The organism is Acidovorax sp. GW821-FHT09B03 (assembly GCF_059418305.1).
Window position 1 is genome coordinate 190,871 of record NZ_JBWKPP010000002.1, and the last position, 18,929, is coordinate 209,799.

The following is an 18,929-nucleotide window of genomic DNA, read 5'->3' on the forward strand; positions in this document are numbered from 1 at the left end:
TCGTCCTGCCCCGTCCATCCCCTCTGAGAGGCCCGCAGACATGAGCACCACCCTCACCCCTCCCGTCCCCGCTGCCAAGGCGGCCATCAAACCGGTCAACCACATCGGGCCCGTGGACTGGCGCCGCATGGTCGAGTGGCTGAGCGCCGACGGCGTGATCTCCCAGGAGGAGGCGCAGCGCACCATTGCCCGCTGCTCTCAGGCCGAAAGCTCGCAGCCGGCCCTGGTCCGCCTGGCCGCGGTGGCCATGACGCGCGCCTCCGATGGCAAGCCACTGGACATCGAGCTGCTCACCGAGTACCTGGCGCAGCGCTCCGGCCTGCCGTACATGCGCATCGACCCGCTCAGGGTCGACGTGGGCCGCGTGGCCGACACCATGAGCGCCACCTATGCCGAGCGCCACAAGGTGCTGCCCGTGCAGGTGACGGCCAAGGAGGTGGTGGTGGCCACGGCCGAGCCCTTCGTCGACGACTGGGTGGCCGAGGTCGAGCGCCAGGCGCGCCGCACGGTGCGCCGCGTGGTGGCCAACCCGCAGGACATCCACCGTTTCACGGCCGAGTTCTTCGCCCTCGCCAAATCCGTGCGCGCGGCGCAGAAGGCCGGGGGGGCATCGGGCGGCAGCAGCTTCGAGCAACTGGTCGAGCTCGGGCGCAGCAACAAGCAGCTCGACGCCAATGACCAGGGTGTGGTCAAGGTGGTGGACTGGCTCTGGCAATACGCCTTCGACCAGCGTGCGAGCGATATCCACCTGGAGCCGCGACGCGAGCAGGGCGTGATCCGCTTTCGCATCGACGGCGTGCTGCACCCGGTTTACCAGATGCCCATGGGCGTGCACAACGCGATGATCTCGCGCATCAAGCTGCTCGGGCGCATCGACGTGGTGGAAAAGCGCCGCCCGCAGGACGGCCGCATTAAGACCCGCAACCAGCGCGGCGACGAGGTCGAAATGCGCCTGTCCACGCTGCCCACCGCCTTCGGCGAGAAGATGGTGATGCGCATCTTCGATCCTGACAACACCGTCAAGGACCTCGATGCGCTGGGCTTTGCGCAGCACGACGCGACGCGCTGGGAGACGCTGGTCAAGCGCCCGCACGGCATCATCCTGGTGACCGGGCCCACGGGCTCGGGCAAGACCACCACACTGTATTCCACGCTCAAGCGCGTGGCCACCGAAGAGGTCAACGTGAGCACGGTGGAGGACCCGATCGAAATGATCGAGCCGAGCTTCAACCAGACGCAGGTGCAGCCGCAGCTCGACTTCAACTTCGCCGAGGGCCTGCGCGCGCTGATGCGCCAGGACCCGGACATCATCATGGTCGGCGAAATCCGCGACCTGGAGACGGCCGAGATGGCCATCCAGGCGGCGCTCACGGGCCACCTGGTGTTCTCCACGCTGCACACCAACGACGCGCCCTCGGCCATCACCCGCATGATGGAGCTCGGGGTGCCGTCCTACCTCATCAACGCCACGCTGCTGGGCGTGCTCGCGCAGCGCCTGGTGCGCACCTTCTGCAAGCAGTGCAAGCAAAAGGACGAGTCGGCCGACCGCGAGGCGCTCAGCGCCTTCATCAAGCCCTGGAAGCTCAGTGGCGCCTACCAGCCCTACAAGGCCGTGGGCTGCGTGGACTGCCGCATGACCGGTTTCCAGGGCCGCATGGGGCTCTATGAACTGCTCACCGTGAGCGAGGCGCTCAAGGACAAGATCACCACCGCGCCATCGATGGAGGCGCTGCGCCGGCAGGCCATCGCCGACGGCATGCGGCCCCTGCGCCTGGCCGGTGCGCTGCGCGTGGCCGAGGGCGTCACCACCCTCGAAGAGGTGATGTCCGCAACGCCGCCCATGGACTGATTTGCATGCTGCGTACATAGGGAAAACGCGCAGTCCCGAGTGTTACCGGGTGTAGGTGGAATCCACATCCGGCGAGCCTCCTGTTGCCAGCACAATCGCACGGTTGTGAAATCCGCATAGGAGACAAATCGTGCAAATCAAAAGTCAGAAAGACTTTTTTTCCGGCCTCATGTTCATGGGTGTCGGGGTCGCGTTTGCGTGGGGAGCCACCACGTACAACGTCGGCAACGGCGCCCGCATGGGCCCCGGCTACTTCCCCCTGCTGCTCGGTATCCTGCTGGCCATCATCGGCGCCGTGATCACCTTCAAGGCCACCACGGTCGAGACGGTGGACGGTGACAAGATCGGCAAGTGGGCCTGGAAGCCGCTGTTCTTCATCCTGGCTGCCAACTTCGCCTTCGGCATCCTGCTGGGCGGCCTGCCCAGCCTGGGGATCCCGGCGATGGGCCTGATCGTCGGCATCTATGCGCTGACCTTCATCTCCAGCCTGGCCGGCAACGAGTTCAAGGCGCGCGACGTGTTCGTGCTCGCCACCGTGCTGGCCGTGGGCAGCTACGTGGCATTCGTCTGGGCGCTGAAGCTTCAGTTCCCGGTGTGGCCCAGTTTCATTTCCGGTTAAGCCAGGAGCATCCACACCATGGAATTGATCAACAACCTGTCGCTGGGCTTCGGCGTAGCGTTCACGTTCCAGAACCTCATCTACTGCTTCATCGGCTGCCTGTTGGGAACGCTGATCGGCGTGCTGCCTGGCATCGGCCCCGTGGCCACCATCGCCATGCTGCTGCCCGCCACCTATGCTCTGCCTCCCGTGGCAGCGCTGATCATGCTGGCCGGTATCTACTACGGTGCGCAGTACGGTGGTTCCACCACCGCCATCCTGGTCAACCTGCCCGGTGAATCGTCCTCGGTGGTGACTGTGATCGATGGCTACCAGATGGCGCGCAAGGGTCGAGCGGGGCCGGCGCTAGCGGCGGCCGGGCTTGGCTCGTTCTTTGCAGGCTGCGTGGGTACGCTGATCCTGGCGGCCTTCGCGCCTCCGCTGACCGAAGTGGCCTTCAAGTTCGGTCCTGCCGAGTACTTCTCGCTGATGGTGCTGGGCCTGATCGGTGCCGTGGTGCTGGCCTCGGGCTCGCTGCTCAAGGCCGTGGCCATGATCGTGCTGGGCCTGCTGATGGGCCTGGTGGGTACCGACGTGAACTCGGGCGTGGCCCGCTTCAGCTTCGACATCCCTGAACTGACCGACGGCATCGGCTTCGTGACCATCGCCATGGGCGTGTTCGGCTACGGTGAAATCATTGCCAACCTCTCGCGTCCCGACGACGAACGCGAAGTGTTCACTGCCAAGGTCGAGGGCCTGTTCCCCACCAAGGAAGACTTCAAGCGCATGGTTCCTGCCGTGCTGCGCGGTACGGCCCTGGGCGCTGCCCTCGGTATCCTGCCCGGTGGCGGTGCGCTGCTGGCTGCCTTCGCTGCCTACACGATCGAGAAGAAAACCAAGCTCAAGCCCGGTGAAGTGCCGTTCGGCCAAGGCAACATCCGCGGCGTGGCATCGCCCGAGTCGGCCAACAACGCCGGTTCGCAGACCTCCTTCATCCCGCTGCTGACGCTGGGCATCCCTCCCAACGCCGTGATGGCGCTGATGGTCGGTGCCATGACCATCCACAACATCCAGCCTGGTCCCCAGGTGATGACCAGCAACCCCGAGCTGTTCTGGGGCCTGATCGCCTCGATGTGGATCGGCAATGCGATGCTGGTGATCCTGAACCTGCCGCTGATCGGCATCTGGATCAAGCTGCTGACCGTGCCTTACCGCTGGCTGTACCCTTCCATCGTGCTGTTCTGCGCGGTCGGCGTGTACTCCACGAACAACAACACCTTCGACATCTGGATGGTGGGTGCCTTCGGTCTGGTGGGCTACATCTTCCACAAGCTGGGCACGGAGCCTGCGCCCCTGCTGCTGGGCTTCATCCTGGGCCCGATGATGGAAGAAAACCTGCGCCGTGCCCTGCTGCTGTCGCGCGGCGACTGGAGCGTGTTCGTCACGCGTCCGCTGTCGGCCGGCCTGCTGGCGGCTGCCGCCCTGCTGCTGGTGATCGTGCTGCTGCCTGCTGTGAAGAGCAAGCGCGAAGAGGCTTTCGTCGAGGACTGATCTCCCCGGCCTGCTTCGACAGCCAACGCAACGGCGCCTTCGGGCGCCGTTGTTTTTTGGCGAGTCCACCCCATGGGGCCCGGGGCACCCCGTGGACAATGGCGTGAACACCTTCCCAGAGCCCTGCATGCCTGCCCCTACCAGCCTCCAGCAGCACCCGCACCGGGCCCTGCTGCACAACGAGATCCATGCCCGCCCGCCCGAGGCCATGGCGGCGCCGCTGGCGATTGCCCACATCGTGATGCTGGCCGACGCTGCCGGACGCGAAGCCAGCCGGGCCCATGTGGCCGCGCTGCTGCGCAACCACCACCTGGCCCTGCCCGATGCGCACACCACCCACCTGCGCATGGACCTGGGTGCGTTTCGCATGCGCTGGGAAATGCACACGGAGTTCGTCACCTGGACCTTCATGGTGCCGGCGCAGGTCGACGCCTTCGGCGACCGCGACCCCGTGGGCGCCACAGAGGCCGTGCCCCACGAATGGCTGGCGGCCCTGCCCGGCCAGTGTCTGTGCAGCCTGAACCTGTGGGTGCTGCCCACGCACACCTTCGGCTCGGGCTCGCTGGTCAAGCATGTGCTGCACGAGGACACGCTGGTCGCCTCCACCGTGGCCGATGGCCATGGCGAGGTGTACACCGACTTTGCGATCCACGCCGACGGCTTCTCGCGCATGGTGCTGCTGGCCGGCGGCATGACGCCGCGCCGCCTGGGCCGGCTGGTGCAGCGCCTGCTGGAGATCGAGACCTACCGCATGGCCGCGCTGCTGGGCCTGCCCGCTGCGCGCGAGGCCGCCAGCGTGCTGGCCTTTGCCGAGCGCGAGCTGGCCGAGCTGGCCGATGCCATCCGCACCGCCAACCGCGATGCCGAGCCCGCGCTGCTCGATCGCCTGACGCGGCTGGCCGGCCAGGTGGAGAGCCAGTACGCGGCCACGCATTCGCGGTTTTCGGCCAGCAGCGCCTACTTCGAGTTGCTGGACAAGCGCATCCAGGACGTGGCCGAGTCGCGCCTGGCGGGCATGCAGACCATCCGCGAGTTCATGGACCGGCGCCTGACCCCCGCCCGCAGCACCTGCGAGTGGGCCGCCCGGCGCCAGGACGCGCTGTCGCAGCGCGTCTCGCGCATGAGCAACCTGCTGCGCACGCGCGTGGAGATCGAGCAGCAGCAAAGCAGCCAGGCCCTGCTGGCCACCATGAACCACCGCCAGGACCTGCAGCTCAAGATGCAGTCCACCGTGGAAGGACTGTCGGTGGCGGCCATCACCTACTACATCGTGGGCCTGGTGAGCTATCTGGCCAAGGGCGCGCAGAAGATCGGCTGGCCGCTGTCGGCCGAGACCACGGCGGCCCTGGCGATCCCGCTGGTGGCCGTGGGCGTGTGGTGGTCGCTGCGCCGGCTGCACCACACCATCTTCCGCAAGCACTGATCCCGGAGCCTGCCCGGCGGAGGGCGGCCATCGCCGATGGCGCTGGCCCACGCACGCAGGGCCGATGGCGCGGGTTATTGCTCCCGTGCCACACTGGCAGGCTGCTCGAAGGCGCCTGCAGACCGCAGGCGCCCGACCGTTGACGCGAGAGAAGCCTTTGTCGAACCCCCAGCCCCCCTCGGCCGCCAAGGCCGGCAGCCAACACCTCGCCTCGGGCTTCCTGCTGGCCCTGTTCGGCTCGATCGCCTTCAGCGGCAAGGCCATCATCGTCAAGCTGGCCTACCGCCACGGGGTGGATGCGGTCACGCTGATCATGTACCGCATGCTGTTCGCGCTGCCCATCTTCGCCGCCATGGGCTGGTGGGCCAGCCGCGGCAAGCCGCCGCTCTCGGGCAAGGACTGGCTGGGCATCGTCGGCCTGGGCATCACCGGCTACTACCTGGCCAGCTTCCTGGACTTCGCCGGGCTGGCCTACATCAGCGCCAGCCTGGAGCGCCTCATCCTGTACCTCAACCCCACGCTGGTGATGATGCTCGGCTGGCTGCTGTACCGCCGCGGCATCCGCTGGGGCCAGGCCCTGGGCATGCTCGTGAGCTACTGCGGCGTGGTGCTGGTCTTCGGCCACGAGGCCAACCTGCAGGGCAGCAACACGGTCCTGGGCGCGCTGCTGGTGTTCCTGAGTGCAGTGAGCTATGCCATCTACCTGGTCTACAGCGGCGAGATGGTCCAGCGCATCGGCGCGCTGCGGCTGGTGGGCCTGGCGACCACCGTGGCCTGCCTGTGCTGCCTGCTGCAGTTCGTGGTGCTGCGGCCGCTCTCCGCCGCCGTGGTCGCGCCCGAGGTGGTCTGGCTGTCGGTGCTCAATGCCACGCTGTGCACGGCGGTGCCGGTGCTCATGGTGATGATGGCCATCGAGCGCATCGGCGCCGGCATGGCCGCGCAGATCGGCATGGTGGGGCCGCTGTCCACCATCCTCATGGGCATCTGGATCCTCGGGGAGCCCTTCACGGTGTGGGTGGCCTGCGGCACGGCGCTGGTGGTCGCGGGCATCTTCGTCTTCACCCGTCCGGCCCGCAGGCCGGCCTCCTGAGCGCACGGTGCGGGCAGTGCCCCGCGGCGGGCAGGGCTGCCCAAGTCCACTTATGATTTGGTGAACGGGGTGCGGTGTGCACTTTCCGATGAATCACGGAGTTGGACATGGATCTGGGTATTGCAGGCAAGTGGGCGTTGGTGTGTGGTGCGAGCAAGGGCCTGGGCTTTGGCTGCGCCCAGGCGCTGGTGAACGAGGGCGTGCACGTCGTCATCAATGCCCGCAATGCCGATGTGCTGGCCCAGGCCGCATCGCGCCTGCAGGCGCAGGGCGCGGCCGGCAAGGTGCAGGTGCTGGCCGTGGCAGCCGACATCACCACGCCCGAGGGCCGCGCCGCGGTGTTCTCGGCGGCCGGCGGCCCCGGGCAGGGCTTCGACATCGTGGTCACGAATGCCGGTGGACCGCCTCCCGGCGACTTCCGCAACTGGGACCGCGACGCCTGGATCAAGGCCGTGGATGCCAACATGCTCACTCCCATCGAGCTCATCAAGGCCACGGTGGACGGCATGGCCGAGCGCGGCTTTGGCCGCATCGTCAACATCACCTCCAGCGCCGTGAAGGCGCCCATCGACATCCTGGGTCTGTCCAATGGCGCGCGCAGCGGGCTCACGGGCTTTGTGGCCGGTGTCGCGCGCAGCAAGCTCGCGGCAGGCGGCGTGACCATCAACAACCTGCTGCCGGGCAAGTTCGACACCGACCGGCTGGCCACCACCATCGGCGGCGCGGCGGCCAAGTCGGGCACCAGCGTGGAAGAGTTCCGCCGGGTGCAGCAGGCCCAGATCCCGGCGGGCCGCTATGGCACGGCCGAAGAGTTCGGCGCCATCTGCGCCTTCCTGTGCAGCGTGCAGGCCGGCTACATGACGGGCCAGAACGTGTTGGCCGACGGGGGGGCCTACCAGGGCACGTTCTGAGGGCCGTGCGGCACGGCTGCCTTGTGCGGTGCCAGGGCCTGGCGGCGCCTTGATGTCCGTCAAGGCATGTGGAAAGAGGGGCACCCCAGGTGTTGCAAGGGGTGCTTTTCCGCGTGTTTTCCCGGTATCCAGCCGGGGTTGCGAAGGCACAATGGGCTGATGGACCTGCCGGGGTCCGTTGTGTTTTGCGCACATTTTTCCCATACTTTGGGAATCTAGGACGAACAATAAGGCCGGAGATACCATCGCCATGAACCTGTCCCGTGTCCTGACGAGCCGATTCGCCACGCTGGCCCTGCTGGTTGCCGGAGTGTGGGCGTGCGGCAACGGTGCGGCCTGGGCCCAGGCCGCCGGGGCCGGACCGGGCGCCAAGACCCCAGCGCCGTACAAGCTGCGCATCGTCGGGGGGCTGGCCGGCATCAACCAGTACACACGCCAGGAGGAGCCCTTCTGGAGCAAGGAGCTGGCGCGCCTGAGCGGCGGCAAGTTCGATGCCGAGATCGTGCCCTTCGACCGTGCCGGCGTGCCCGGTGGCGAGATGCTGCGCCTGCTGCAGCTCGGGGTGGTGCCCTTCGGCACCACGCTCATGAGCTCCTTCTCGGCCCAGTACCCGGAGTACACGGCGCCCGACCTCGCGGGGCTCAACCCCGACATCGCCACCCTCAAGAGCACGGTGGCGGCGTTTCGCCCCTACCTGGAAAAGGCCCTGCGCGACCAGCACGGGGTCGAGGCCCTGGCCATCTACGTCTACCCGGCCCAGGTGGTCTTCTGCAAGAAGCCCTTGCGCAACCTGGCCGACCTGTCGGGCCGGCGCATCCGCGTCTCCTCGTCGAGCCAGGCCGATTTCGTCGGGGCGCTGGGCGGCATTCCCGTGCTCACGGGCTTTGCGCAGATCGTGACCAGCCTGTCGGCCGGCAACACCGAGTGCGCGATCACCGGCACCATGTCGGGCAACACCCTGGGCCTGCACACCATGACCTCCCACCTGCATGCGCTGCCGGTGAACTGGGGCCTGGCCGTGTTTGCCGCCAACCAGGCCGCCTGGGAGGCTTTACCGCCCGATCTGCGGGCGCTGTTGCGCCGCGAGCTGCCCCGGCTGGAAGCCGGCATCTGGGAGGAGGCCGAGCGCGAGACCGCCGACGGCATGGCCTGCAACCGCGGGGCGGCCAACTGCACCGGTGGGCGCAAGGGCAACATGGTCGTCGTGCCGGTCTCGGAGCAGGACGAGAAGAGCCGCCGCGAGATCCTGGCCTCCACGGTGCTGCCACGCTGGGTGCAGCGCTGCGGCCCGCGCTGCGCCGATATCTGGAACCGAACCATCGGGCCCGTGCGTGGCCTGGCCGCGGCGCCTGGCAAATGAACCCATCCTCGCCTGCCCGCATCAAGATCTACGTCTCGGGGGCGGTTGCCTTCTTCCTCGCGTCGGTGGCCCTGGTGGCGGCCACGCTGGTCTGGAATGCGCGCCAGGTGGCGCTGGCCGACAGCGCCACGCAGGCCACGCGTTTCGTGGCCGGTGCCGAGGCGGCGCTCAACCGCTCGCTGCTGTCGGTCGACGTGCTGCTGGCCAGCATGGACGAACTGCTGGGCCTGTCGACCGCCATGGTGGAGTGGATCGACTCCGACGGCGCCAGCCAGCGCCTGCGCAGCTCGGCCCGCCAGAACCTCATGGTGCGCTACGTGGCGCTGGTGGATGCCCAGGGCAAGGTGGTCGCCTCCTCCGACGCGGCAGGCAGCCGGCTGGCGCTGGACCTGCCGGCGGGTTTCCTCGACGAGGTGCTGAACCAGTCGGTCTCGACCCTCATGGTCAGCCAGCCGGTGGTGAGCTTCGCCAGCGCCGAGAAGGTGCTGTACTTTGCGCGCCACCTCAAGATGGCCGACAGCTCGCGCGTGGTGGCGCTGGCCGAACTGCCCGTGGCCTCGCTCAGTTCGGTGCTGGTGCAGGGCGTGGACATCAGCGGCCTGCAGGTCACACTGGAGCGCGCGGGCGGGCAGATGCTGCTGAGCGTGCCGGGCCGCGAGGACGTCGTCACCCACACCCTGTCCCCCCCGCTCGATACCCTGGACGAAAGCGGCCCGCACTGGCGCGCCCCGGCGCGCCTGAGCGGTGAGGTCGCGCTGGTGGTGTACCGCCCCATCCTGTACCAGGACCTGCGCATCTCGGCCAGCATCCCGCAGCGCGATGCCCTGGCCTCCTGGCGCACCGAGCGCAATGCCGTGGGCCTCACCGCGCTGGCCTTCCTGGCCATGATCCTGGCGGCCGGGGTGTTCGCGCTGCGCTACATCGACCGCATGATGCAGGCCCGCCTGGCCATTGCCCAGAGCAAGGCCACGCTGGACCAGGCGCTCGAATCCATGGTCAGCGGCTTCGTGCTGCTCGATGGCCTGCAGCGCGTGGTGCAATGGAACCGGCGCTTCGAGGAGATCTTTCCCTGGCTCCAGCCCATCCTGGCGCCCCAGGTGCCGTTTCGCAGGGTGCTCGAGGAAAAGGCCCGGCACCACCTGCCGCACGCCTCCGATTCGGAGCGTGCCCTGTGGATCGAGCACCGCCTGGCGCTGCAACTGCAGCCCCAGGGGCCGCACGAGCAGTCCCTGCCCGATGGCCGCGTGATCCAGATCACCGAGCGGGTGACACCGGAATCGGGGCTGGTGATCACCTACCACGACGTGACCGAGCTGCGCCAGGCCAGTGCCGAGATCGAGAGCCTGGCCTTCTTCGACCCGCTGACCAACCTGCCCAACCGGCGCCTGCTCATGGACCGCATGCAGCAGGCCACGGCCGCCAGCGTGCGCAGCGGCCAGCACGGTGCGCTGCTGTTCCTGGACCTGGACCACTTCAAGACCCTGAACGACACCCTGGGCCACGAGGTCGGCGACATGCTGCTGCGCCAGGTGGCGCAGCGCCTGAAGACCTGCGTGCGGCGCGAGGACACGGTGGCCCGCCTGGGCGGCGACGAGTTCGTGGTGATGCTCAGCGACCTCTCGGAGCACAGCAGCGAGGCCGCAGCCTATGCCCGCCGCGTGGGCCAGAAGATCCTGCGCAAGCTCAACCAGCCCTACACGCTCGGGACCCACACCTACCACAGCACCCCGAGCATCGGCGCCACCTTGATGGGCGGTGCCATGCAGCCCTCGGTGGACCTGCTCAAGCAGGCCGACATCGCGATGTACCAGGTCAAGTCCCAGGGCCGCAATGCGCTGTGCTTCTTCGATCCGCAGATGCAGATCGCGATCAGCCAGCGTGCGCAGCTCGAGAGCGACCTGCAGGCGGCCCTGACCGGCCGCCAGTTCGTGCTGCACTACCAGCCCCAGTTCCACCTGGACGGCCGCATCGTAGGGGCCGAGGCGCTGATCCGCTGGCGCCACCCCGAACGCGGGCTGATCACGCCGGGCCACTTCATCGGCGTGGCCGAGGAGAGCGAGCTCATCGTGCCCATGGGCCACTGGGTGCTGCGCACGGCCTGCGAGCAGCTGGCGGCCTGGCAGGGCGACCCGCGCTACCGACATGTGCAGCTGTCGGTCAACGTCAGTGCGCGGCAGTTCCGCCAGCGCGATTTCGTGGCCCGGGTGGTCGAGGTGCTGCGCGAGACCGGGGCCCGGCCGCACCTGCTCAAGCTCGAGCTCACCGAGTCCCTGGTGCTCGACAACGTGGACGACACCATCGCCAAGATGGGCCTGCTCAAGACCAAGGGCGTGCGCTTCTCGGTGGACGATTTCGGCACCGGCTACTCCTCGCTGGCCTACCTCACGCGGCTGCCACTGGACCAGCTCAAGATCGACCAGTCCTTCGTGCGCAACCTGGGCGTCAAGCACACCGACGACGTGATCGTGCAGACCATCATCGGCATGGCGCGCAACCTGGAGCTCGACGTGATCGCCGAAGGCGTGGAGACCCAGGCGCAGAAGGACTTCCTGGCCCTGCACGGCTGCCAGTTCTTCCAGGGCTACCTGATGGGCCGCCCCGTGCCCGTGGCCGACCTGGAAAGCCTGCTCGGTGCCAGCAGCGCGGCACTGGCCTGAAGCGCGGGCCGTCAGCGCCGCGAGGACACCACGATCCCGCCGACGATGAGGGCGAACGCCACGCCGTGGAACAGCTGCGGCGTATCGCCCAGGAAGGCCGCCGACAGCATCGCGGCGAACAGCGGCGTGAGGTTCACGAAGAAGCTCGCCAGCGCCGGCCCGGCACGCTGCACCCCCACGCCCCAGAAGCGGTAGGCCAGCACGGCCGGCCCCACCGCGATGAAGGCCAGCGCGGCAACCAAGGGCCCGCCCCATTCGATGTGCGTGCGCCCGCTGGCCCACTCCAGCCCGGCAAAACTGCCCGACCAGGCCAGGCCGAACACCATCTGCGCCATCAGGAAGGCCGCCCAGTCGCCGCGGATGGTGGCCGGCTCGCGCGTGCCCGAGAGCATCCAGCTGTAGAACGCCCAGGAGATGGTGGCCAGCACCATGAACAGGTCGCCCGGCACCAGGCGCAGGGCCAACAGCTGGCTCCATTCGCCGCGCGAGAGCACCAGCAGCACGCCGCACATCGACAGGAAGGCACCTGCCACCTGGCGGCGCGTGACCGGTGCCTTGAAGAACATGGCCCCCACGGCCAGCATCCAGACCGGCATGCTCGATCCCACCAGCGTGGCGTTGATCGGGGTGGAGGTCTGCAGCGCCATGTACTGCAGCGCGTTGTACAGGCCCACGCCCAGGAGGCCCAGCAGCGCATAGCGGCGCCAGTGGGGCCACAGGGGGCTGTCCCTGCGCAGTACATGGTGCGCCAGCGGCAGCAGGATGCCGAAGGCCAACACCCAGCGGATGAAGTTCAGGGTGAGGGGCGGGATCAGGTCGTGCACCAGCCGGCCCACCACGGCATTGCCGGCCCACAGCATCGGCGGCACCACCAGCATCGCCGCCGTGCCGGGCGAGAGTCTTTGCGTCATGGCGCTAATGTATCGACCCGCGTCGGGCAAGCCTTGCAGATTCATGGCAGGATGGCCGCCGTTCCCAGCCACCAGGAGACCGATCCCATGAGCCTCGCCGTCCAGATCCGCCAGCATGGCGGCCCCGAAGAACTCCACCTCGTCGACGTCACCGTGGGCGAGCCCGGCCCGGGTGAGATCCGCATCCGCCACCATGCCATCGGGCTGAACTTCATCGACGTGTACCACCGCACGGGCCTGTACCCCCTGAACATGCCGGCCACCATCGGCATGGAGGCCGCTGGCGTGGTCGAGGCCGTGGGCGAGGGCGTCACGCACCTGAAGGTGGGCGACCGCGCCGCCTACGCCAGCCAGCCGCCCGGCAGCTACTGCGAGCTGCGCGTGCTGCCGGCCAAGTGCGTCTGCAAGCTGCCCGATGTCATCAGCTTCGAGACCGGCGCGGCCATGATGCTCAAGGGCCTCACCGCGCAATACCTGCTCAAGAAGACGCTGCCCGTGCAGGGCCTCGTGGCCGGCGACCATGTGCTGTTCCACGCCGCTGCCGGCGGCGTGGGCCTGATCGCCAGCCAGTGGGCCAAGGCCCTGGGCCTGCAGCTCATCGGCACCGCCGGCACCGATGCGAAGTGCCAGCTGGCGCTGGCCAATGGCGCGGCCCATGCCATCAACTACAACACCGAGGACTTCGCGGCGCGCGTCAAGGAAATCACCGGCGGCCAGGGCGTGAAGGTGGTGTACGACTCGGTGGGCAAGGACACCTGGGACAAGTCGCTCGAATGCCTGCGCCCCTTCGGCCTCATGGCCAGCTTCGGCAATGCCTCGGGTCCCGTGCCGCCGTTCGCACCGGGCTCGCTCGGTGCCAAGGGCTCGCTGTACGTCACGCGCCAAACCCTGTTCACCCACATCGCCACGCGCGAGAGCACGCAGGCCATGGCCGACGACCTGTTCGCCGTGGTGGCCAGCGGCCAGGTGAAGATCCACATCGACCAGCGCTACCCGCTGGCCGAGGTGCAGCAGGCGCACCGCGACCTCGAAGGCCGCAAAACCACCGGCTGTACCATCCTCACGCTGTGAGCACGTCCGCGCAGACCATTGCCGGGTGGCTGGCGGCGGCACGGGTCGCTGCCCGGCAACCGCCGGCGCAGGCCCGGTTGCCGCTGCAGGTGGCCGGACAGGTGGTGGGCTCGGTGGCCGAAGGCGTGCTGGACATGGTGGCGCCCGCGCTGGAGGGCGGCCACCGCCTGCACAGGGCGGCAGGTGGCTGGCACCTGGATGGCCCGGCCACCGCCGGCCTCAATGCCATCGCCGCCGTGCTGCGCGCCCGGGGCCAGTGCGGCCCGTGGCGCAATGAGCAATTGGCCGTGCCCAACGCCCAGGGCGAGGTGATCGCCACCGTGGAGCGTGGTGCCGTGCGCGTGCTGGGCATCGCCACGCGGGCCGTGCACCTGGTGGGCCTGGCGCCCGACGGGCGCATGTGGGTGCAGCTGCGCTCGCGCACCAAGCCCAACAACCCGGGCATGTGGGACACCCTGATGGGCGGCATGGTCGCGGCCGTGGACACGCTCGACCAGGCCCTGGCGCGCGAGACCTGGGAAGAAGCGGGCCTCGCCACGGCGGATCTGGCCGATGTCGCGCAGGGCGGCCATGTGCTGTTCTCGCGTCCCAGCCGCGAGGGCGGCGGCATCGGCTACATGGTCGAGCGCATCGACTGGTTCCGCGCCACGGTGCCCGCGGGCATGGAGCCCGCCAACCAGGACGGCGAGGTCGAGCGCTTCGAGCTGCTCGGCCTGGATGAAGTGCAGCAGCGGGTGGCCCGCAGCGAGTTCACGCAGGAGGCCGGGCTGGTGATCGGCGCCTACCTCGATTCCACCACCGCTGGCGCGTAGCGGCGCGCCTTACTCTGTCGTCACGGCGGCGCGCAGCCGGCTCGGCGCCAGCGCGCCCGCCGATTCCAGGATCGGGTAGGCCACCGAGCACAGCAGCGAGTTGATGCGCTTGAGCTCGCTGATCAGGTCGATGTGCAGCGAGCTGGTCTCGATGCTCTGCACCGTGTTGTCCGACAGGCGCACCAGGTGGGTGGCCGAGTAGGCGCGCTCCAGGTCGCGAAAGCGCGCCTTTTCCTCGAGCAGCTTCTGCGCGTCGCGCACGTTGCCGTTGAGGAACACGCTCATCGCCAGGCGCAGGTTGTCCAGCAGGCGGGCGTGCAGCTCGTTGATCTCTTCCATGCCGGCCTCGGAGAAGTGGCGGCCCTTCTTGATCTTCTTGTCCTCGATGTCGATCAGCACGCGCTCGATGATGTCGCCGATCTGCTCCATGTTGATGGTGAAGCTGATGATGTCGGCCCAGCGCCGGCCTTCGCGCTCGTCCAGGGCCTCGCGCGAGATCTTGGTCAGGTAGTACTTGATGGCCGAGTACAGGCCGTCCACCTCGTCGTCGAGCTTGCGCAGATCCTGCGCCAGCTTGAGGTCGTCGGTGCGGATCACGGTGTGCAGGCCGATCATCATGGATTCGACCACGTCGGCCTGGTGCAGGGCCTCGCGTGCCGCGCAGGAGATGGCCAGCGACGGGGTCGCCAGGGCCGAGGGGTCCAGGTGCCGCGGGCGCGTGCCGGCCGACGAGGCCTGCGCATCGGGCTGCGGCAGCAGCCGCTGCACGGCACGCGCCACGGTGCCCGTGAGGCCGATGCAGATGATGCCCACCACCAAGTTGAAGGCCAGGTGGAACAGCACCACCAGCGTGGCCGTGTCGGGGACATGCGGGCGCACGTGCTGCAGCCACAGGCCGGTGAGCGGCGTCATGATGGCCACGCCGATGATCTTGAAGAACAGGTTGCCCAGGGGCACCTGGCGCGTCTGCACATTGGCCTTCATGGTGGTCAGCACGGCCAGCAGGCCGCTGCCCAGGTTGGCGCCGATCACCAGGCCCAGCGCCACGTCCACCGGGATGCCGCCCGAGCCGGCCAGGGTGGCGGTCAGCAGCACCGTGGCCAGGCTCGAATAGGCCACCACGGCCAGCACTGCGCCGGTGAAGATCTCCAGCAGCAGGTCGCTGGTGAGCGCGCCCAGCAAGGTGCGCACCGTGGGTGACTGCGTCAGCACGGTGGTGGATTCGGTGATCAGCCGCAGCGCCAGCAGCATCAGGCCCAGGCCGATCAGCACGCGGCCCACGCGGCCGGCGGCCGTGTCCTTGCGGGTGATGAACAGCACCACCCCGACGAAGATGAACAGTGGCGACAGCCACGAGAGGTCCATGGAGAACACCACGGCCATCACGCTGGTGCCCACGTCGGCCCCGAGCATCACGGCCAGGGCCGCGGGCAGGGTCACCAGGCCTTGGCCGACGAAGGAGGACACGATGAGCGCGGTGGCCGTGCTCGACTGCACCAGCGCCGTGACCCCGATGCCCGACAGCACGGCGGTGATGCGGGTGCTGACGCTGTGCGCGATCAGCTGGCGCAGGTTGGCGCCGAACACGCGCAGGATGCCGGTGCGCACCAGGTGCGTGCCCCAGATCAGCAGCGCGACGGCGGCCAGGAGATTCAGGAGATGCTTCATGAGTAAACGCTAACTTTTCTTATTTTTGACCTGCACTGTGAAGCACGTGCCATGCCCGCTGCAGCTGCCTTGGGGGCAGCCGGGGCCCACCAGCGGTGGCGCCGCGGGGCAGGCTGCTGTTGCCCGGAACGGGCGCGAGAAGGGTTTGCGAAGCCCGCAAACCATGGGAGCGCCCGTTTTAGTCACAAAACTGTCACATTACGGACGCTCTAGCATACTCCTGAATCCATAGCACAGGAACCATGTCCATGACACGGCAAGGTGTGTTGCGCCGGCCGGGCCGGTAAAAAGGCGGGCGGCACCCCGTACCGCCACCGCTTCAATCGATCAGTTGCCCACCGTCGTGGAAGGGGTAGGGCCCCTCGTACACGCCGCTGGCCACGGCATGGCTCACCAGGCGACCCCCCTCGGGAAGGGCATGCAGGCCGAAGCCGGGCGGCTCCAGCGTCCAGGCCGAGGCCGCATCGGGCGCCAGGTCCAGGCAGACCTGGTGGGCCGGGGAGGGGACGGTCATGGCGATCGAACCGCCAAAGCGCACCTGGATGCTGCGGTGCAGGTGGCCGCAGACGATGCGCTCCACGTTCGGGTGGCGTGCCACCAGCGCTTCGAGTTCCGCCGCGCCGCTGAGCAGACCGATGGCGTCCATGTGGCCGATCAGGGTCTGGAACGGTGGGTGGTGCATGGCGATCACCACGGGGCGGTGGCGGTGGGCGTCGAGCGCACCGGCCAGCCAGGCCAGGCGTTCGCCGCACAGGCTGCCCTCGCTGGCCCCGGGCACCACGGTGTCCAGCGCGATCAAGGTCAGGCCGCCCACGGGCACGCAGTACTGCACGAAGCCATCGGTACCCAGGTAGCCGTGCTCCGGAAAGCTCTGGCGCAGCTGGGCGCGTTCGTCGTGGTTGCCCGGCAGCAGGTAGGTGGGCAAGGGCCCGAGCGGCGCCAGCAGCGCGCGCAGGTGCGCGTACTCGGCCGCGCGGCCGAAGTCGGTCAGGTCGCCGGTGATCACCAGCGCGTCGGGCCGCTGCGGCAGGCGCAGCATGGTCTGCACTGCCTGCGCGAGGTAGGGCGCGGTGTTGATGCGGCCATAGGCCAGGCGGCCGGGTTCGCGGATATGCAGGTCGGACAGTTGCAGCAGCAGGGTGGTCATGGAAGTGCGTGGCAGTGGTCAGGAAGCCCCGTGGCTGGGCATGAGGTGCTCGGGCCGGATGCGGATGGCCACCTGCTGGCCCTGGCGGGCCGGGTGGTCGCGGGGCACGTCGGCCTGCAATGGGGCCTGGCCCGCCAGGGCCAGGGTGAGCTGCACACGCTCGCCCAGGAAGCTGCGGCGCGCCACGTCGGCGCGGGCCCAGCCATCGCCTTCTGCGGGGCCTGGCTGCACCTCGATGTCCTCGGGCCGCACCAGCAGCACGGTGTCGGCGGCGCAGGCCGTAGGGCAGGGCATATCGATCCCGCCCAGGGGCAGCACCTGGCGCTGGCGCGCCGCCTCGTCGCGCTGCAGCCGGTTCACCCTGCCCAGGAAGGCCGCCACGAAGGGGTGGGCCGGCGTGCGGTACAGCGTCTCGCCATCGCCGACCTGCACGATGCGGCCGGCCTGCATCACCGCCAGGCGGTCGGCAATGGCCAGCGCTTCCTGCTGGTCATGCGTGACGTGGATGGCCGTGATGTGCAGGCGGCGCAGCAGCTCGGCCAGCTCGTCGCGCAGCGACTCCTTGAGCTTGGCGTCCAGCGCGGTCAGGGGCTCGTCGAGCAGCAGCACGCGCGGCCGCACGGCCACCGCGCGCGCCAGGGCCACGCGCTGGCGCTGGCCACCCGACAGCTCGGCGGGGCGCTTGCCCTCCAGCCCGTTCAGGCGCACCAGGTCCACCAGCTCGCCGACCACGCGGCGCTGCTCGGCGGCATCGGCACCGCGGATGCGCAGGCCGTAGCCGATGTTGGCGGCCACCGTCATCTGCGGGAACAGTGCGTAGTGCTGGAACACCATGCCGATGCCGCGCTGCTCGATGGGCAGCTGCGTCACGTCCGTGCCGCCAAAGGCGATGCGGCTGCCCGCGTCGGGCGACTCCAGCCCGGCGATCAGGCGCAGCAGGGTGGTCTTGCCGCAGCCCGAGGGGCCCAGCAGGGCCAGCACCTCGCCGGGCTCCACCGTGAGGTCGGTGGGTTGCAGGCCGCGTGTGCCGTCGGCATAGGTCTTGGCGCAGTGGACCACGTCCACGCGCGTGCGTTCAAGTTCCATGGTGTTTCTCGATGAGGCTGCCGAGGGCCTGCAGGCCCCACAGCACGGGCAGGATGACGATCAGGAAGACCAGCGTGTAGGCCGAGCCGATCTCGATGCGCATGGAGGCATAGCTGTCGGCCAGGCCCACGGGCAGGGTGCGCGTGAGCGGGGTGTGCAGCATCCAGGTGAGGTTGAATTCGCCCACCGACAGCGTGAACACCATCAGGCTGCCCGCCACGATGGCCGGCAGCACGGCGGGCACCAGCACCCCGAGGAAGCGCTGCGTGAAGCTGGCGCCCAGCGAGCGCGCAGCTTCTTCGAGCGAGCGCAGTTCGTCCTTCTGAAAGGCCGCGCCCACGGTGCGCACCATGAAGGGCAGGGTGAACACCATGTGCCCGACGAGGATGAAGGCGAAGCTCTGGCGAAAGCCCGAGAGCGTGCCGTAGGCCAGGATCAGCGCCAGCGCGCTGGCCAGCCCCGGCACGGCCACGGGCAGGGTCAGCAATTCCTCGAACAGCCGCGCCCAGCGCGAGCGGCTGCGCGCCAGGGCATAGGCGCAGGGCACGCCGATCAGCAGGTTGCCCGCCACGCACAGCAGCGCCAGCAGCAGCGAGGCGCCCACGGTGCCGCCATAGTTCTCCCAGACCTCGCCGAGCCAGCGCAGCGTGAGGCCGCTTTGGAGGCCCGCGCTGTAGTTGTTCACCAGCCCGGCCAGGACCGACAGCGCAATCGGCGCCAGCATGAACAGGGCCACCAGCGCGGTGAGCGCCACCAGGGACCAGGGGGCTTGTCGTGCGTTTCTCATCATGGATG

Annotated in this window: 15 protein-coding genes; 10 read left to right on the forward strand and 5 right to left on the reverse strand. The window is 68.7% G+C overall.

Annotation, left to right across the window (positions count from 1 at the left end; all coding sequences use genetic code 11):
- The first annotated feature begins 40 nt into the window (after positions 1-40).
- The 8 genes from tfpB to AC07PA_RS04270 all read left to right on the forward strand — a co-directional run bounded on the left by tfpB (position 41) and on the right by AC07PA_RS04270 (position 11,439).
- The gene (gene tfpB, locus AC07PA_RS04235; RefSeq protein WP_494604389.1) at positions 41-1,849 is read left to right on the forward strand and encodes a type IV pilus assembly ATPase TfpB; all 1,809 of its coding nucleotides are present in this window, start codon (positions 41-43) and stop codon (positions 1,847-1,849) included.
- A 130-nt stretch (positions 1,850-1,979) separates the two neighbouring features.
- On the forward strand, positions 1,980-2,468 hold the full coding sequence (locus AC07PA_RS04240) for a tripartite tricarboxylate transporter TctB family protein (RefSeq protein WP_145695535.1): 489 nt from the start codon (positions 1,980-1,982) through the stop codon (positions 2,466-2,468).
- An 18-nt stretch (positions 2,469-2,486) separates the two neighbouring features.
- Positions 2,487-3,998, forward strand: a complete 1,512-nt coding sequence (locus AC07PA_RS04245; protein WP_494604391.1) for a tripartite tricarboxylate transporter permease — start codon at positions 2,487-2,489, stop codon at positions 3,996-3,998.
- 127 nt (positions 3,999-4,125) lie between these two features.
- Complete coding sequence (locus AC07PA_RS04250) at positions 4,126-5,421, forward strand: DUF3422 family protein (RefSeq protein WP_494604393.1); 1,296 nt, start codon at positions 4,126-4,128, stop codon at positions 5,419-5,421.
- A gap of 157 nt (positions 5,422-5,578) precedes the next feature.
- Positions 5,579-6,511, forward strand: a complete 933-nt coding sequence (locus AC07PA_RS04255; protein ID WP_494604395.1) for a DMT family transporter — start codon at positions 5,579-5,581, stop codon at positions 6,509-6,511.
- Between the two features lie 107 nt (positions 6,512-6,618).
- Complete coding sequence (locus AC07PA_RS04260) at positions 6,619-7,422, forward strand: SDR family oxidoreductase (RefSeq protein WP_494604397.1); 804 nt, start codon at positions 6,619-6,621, stop codon at positions 7,420-7,422.
- A gap of 250 nt (positions 7,423-7,672) precedes the next feature.
- The gene (locus AC07PA_RS04265) at positions 7,673-8,782 is read left to right on the forward strand and encodes a TRAP transporter substrate-binding protein (RefSeq protein WP_494604399.1); all 1,110 of its coding nucleotides are present in this window, start codon (positions 7,673-7,675) and stop codon (positions 8,780-8,782) included.
- Positions 8,779-11,439, forward strand: coding sequence for a bifunctional diguanylate cyclase/phosphodiesterase (locus AC07PA_RS04270; RefSeq protein WP_007852854.1), 2,661 nt, complete (start codon positions 8,779-8,781; stop codon positions 11,437-11,439). Before AC07PA_RS04265 ends, AC07PA_RS04270 begins: the two co-directional genes overlap by 4 nt.
- Positions 11,440-11,450: 11 nt before the next feature.
- Here AC07PA_RS04270 and AC07PA_RS04275 read toward each other — a convergent pair whose 3' ends face one another.
- Positions 11,451-12,350, reverse strand: a complete 900-nt coding sequence (locus AC07PA_RS04275; RefSeq protein ID WP_035202930.1) for a DMT family transporter — start codon at positions 12,348-12,350, stop codon at positions 11,451-11,453.
- Positions 12,351-12,437: 87 nt separating this feature from the next.
- Between AC07PA_RS04275 and AC07PA_RS04280 the strand changes: the two genes are divergently transcribed.
- Both AC07PA_RS04280 and AC07PA_RS04285 read left to right on the forward strand, forming a co-directional pair.
- Complete coding sequence (locus AC07PA_RS04280; protein ID WP_494604402.1) at positions 12,438-13,421, forward strand: quinone oxidoreductase family protein; 984 nt, start codon at positions 12,438-12,440, stop codon at positions 13,419-13,421.
- A complete protein-coding gene (locus AC07PA_RS04285) occupies positions 13,418-14,233 on the forward strand; it encodes an NUDIX hydrolase (RefSeq protein WP_494604404.1) in 816 nt (271 codons plus the stop codon). The genes AC07PA_RS04280 and AC07PA_RS04285 overlap by 4 nt, the downstream gene beginning before the upstream one ends.
- 9 nt (positions 14,234-14,242) lie before the next feature.
- Here AC07PA_RS04285 and AC07PA_RS04290 read toward each other — a convergent pair whose 3' ends face one another.
- From AC07PA_RS04290 to AC07PA_RS04305, 4 genes are all read right to left on the reverse strand, one after another.
- Entirely contained in the window at positions 14,243-15,901 is a 1,659-nt protein-coding gene (locus tag AC07PA_RS04290) for a Na/Pi cotransporter family protein (protein ID WP_007852862.1), read from the reverse strand.
- Between the two features lie 319 nt (positions 15,902-16,220).
- Positions 16,221-17,048, reverse strand: coding sequence for a phosphodiesterase (locus tag AC07PA_RS04295; RefSeq protein ID WP_494604406.1), 828 nt, complete (start codon positions 17,046-17,048; stop codon positions 16,221-16,223).
- A gap of 18 nt (positions 17,049-17,066) precedes the next feature.
- Positions 17,067-18,134, reverse strand: coding sequence for an ABC transporter ATP-binding protein (locus tag AC07PA_RS04300; protein ID WP_494604408.1), 1,068 nt, complete (start codon positions 18,132-18,134; stop codon positions 17,067-17,069).
- Positions 18,124-18,924, reverse strand: coding sequence for an ABC transporter permease (locus AC07PA_RS04305; RefSeq protein WP_494604410.1), 801 nt, complete (start codon positions 18,922-18,924; stop codon positions 18,124-18,126). Before AC07PA_RS04305 ends, AC07PA_RS04300 begins: the two co-directional genes overlap by 11 nt.
- Between the last annotated feature and the right edge of the window lie 5 nt (positions 18,925-18,929).

Bases quoted from the DNA above. Each gene is read 5' to 3' on its own strand.
- AC07PA_RS04250 (WP_494604393.1), top strand. From the start codon at position 4,126: ATGCCTGCCCCTACCAGCCTCCAGCAGCACCCGCACCGGGCCCTGCTG.
- tfpB (WP_494604389.1), top strand. From the start codon at position 41: ATGAGCACCACCCTCACCCCTCCCGTCCCCGCTGCCAAGGCGGCCATC.
- AC07PA_RS04265 (WP_494604399.1), top strand. From the start codon at position 7,673: ATGAACCTGTCCCGTGTCCTGACGAGCCGATTCGCCACGCTGGCCCTG.
- AC07PA_RS04300 (WP_494604408.1), bottom strand. From the start codon at position 18,134: ATGGAACTTGAACGCACGCGCGTGGACGTGGTCCACTGCGCCAAGACC.
- AC07PA_RS04305 (WP_494604410.1), bottom strand. From the start codon at position 18,924: ATGATGAGAAACGCACGACAAGCCCCCTGGTCCCTGGTGGCGCTCACC.
- AC07PA_RS04270 (WP_007852854.1), top strand. From the start codon at position 8,779: ATGAACCCATCCTCGCCTGCCCGCATCAAGATCTACGTCTCGGGGGCG.
- AC07PA_RS04295 (WP_494604406.1), bottom strand. From the start codon at position 17,048: ATGACCACCCTGCTGCTGCAACTGTCCGACCTGCATATCCGCGAACCC.
- AC07PA_RS04280 (WP_494604402.1), top strand. From the start codon at position 12,438: ATGAGCCTCGCCGTCCAGATCCGCCAGCATGGCGGCCCCGAAGAACTC.
- AC07PA_RS04245 (WP_494604391.1), top strand. From the start codon at position 2,487: ATGGAATTGATCAACAACCTGTCGCTGGGCTTCGGCGTAGCGTTCACG.
- AC07PA_RS04260 (WP_494604397.1), top strand. From the start codon at position 6,619: ATGGATCTGGGTATTGCAGGCAAGTGGGCGTTGGTGTGTGGTGCGAGC.
- AC07PA_RS04275 (WP_035202930.1), bottom strand. From the start codon at position 12,350: ATGACGCAAAGACTCTCGCCCGGCACGGCGGCGATGCTGGTGGTGCCG.
- AC07PA_RS04290 (WP_007852862.1), bottom strand. From the start codon at position 15,901: ATGAAGCATCTCCTGAATCTCCTGGCCGCCGTCGCGCTGCTGATCTGG.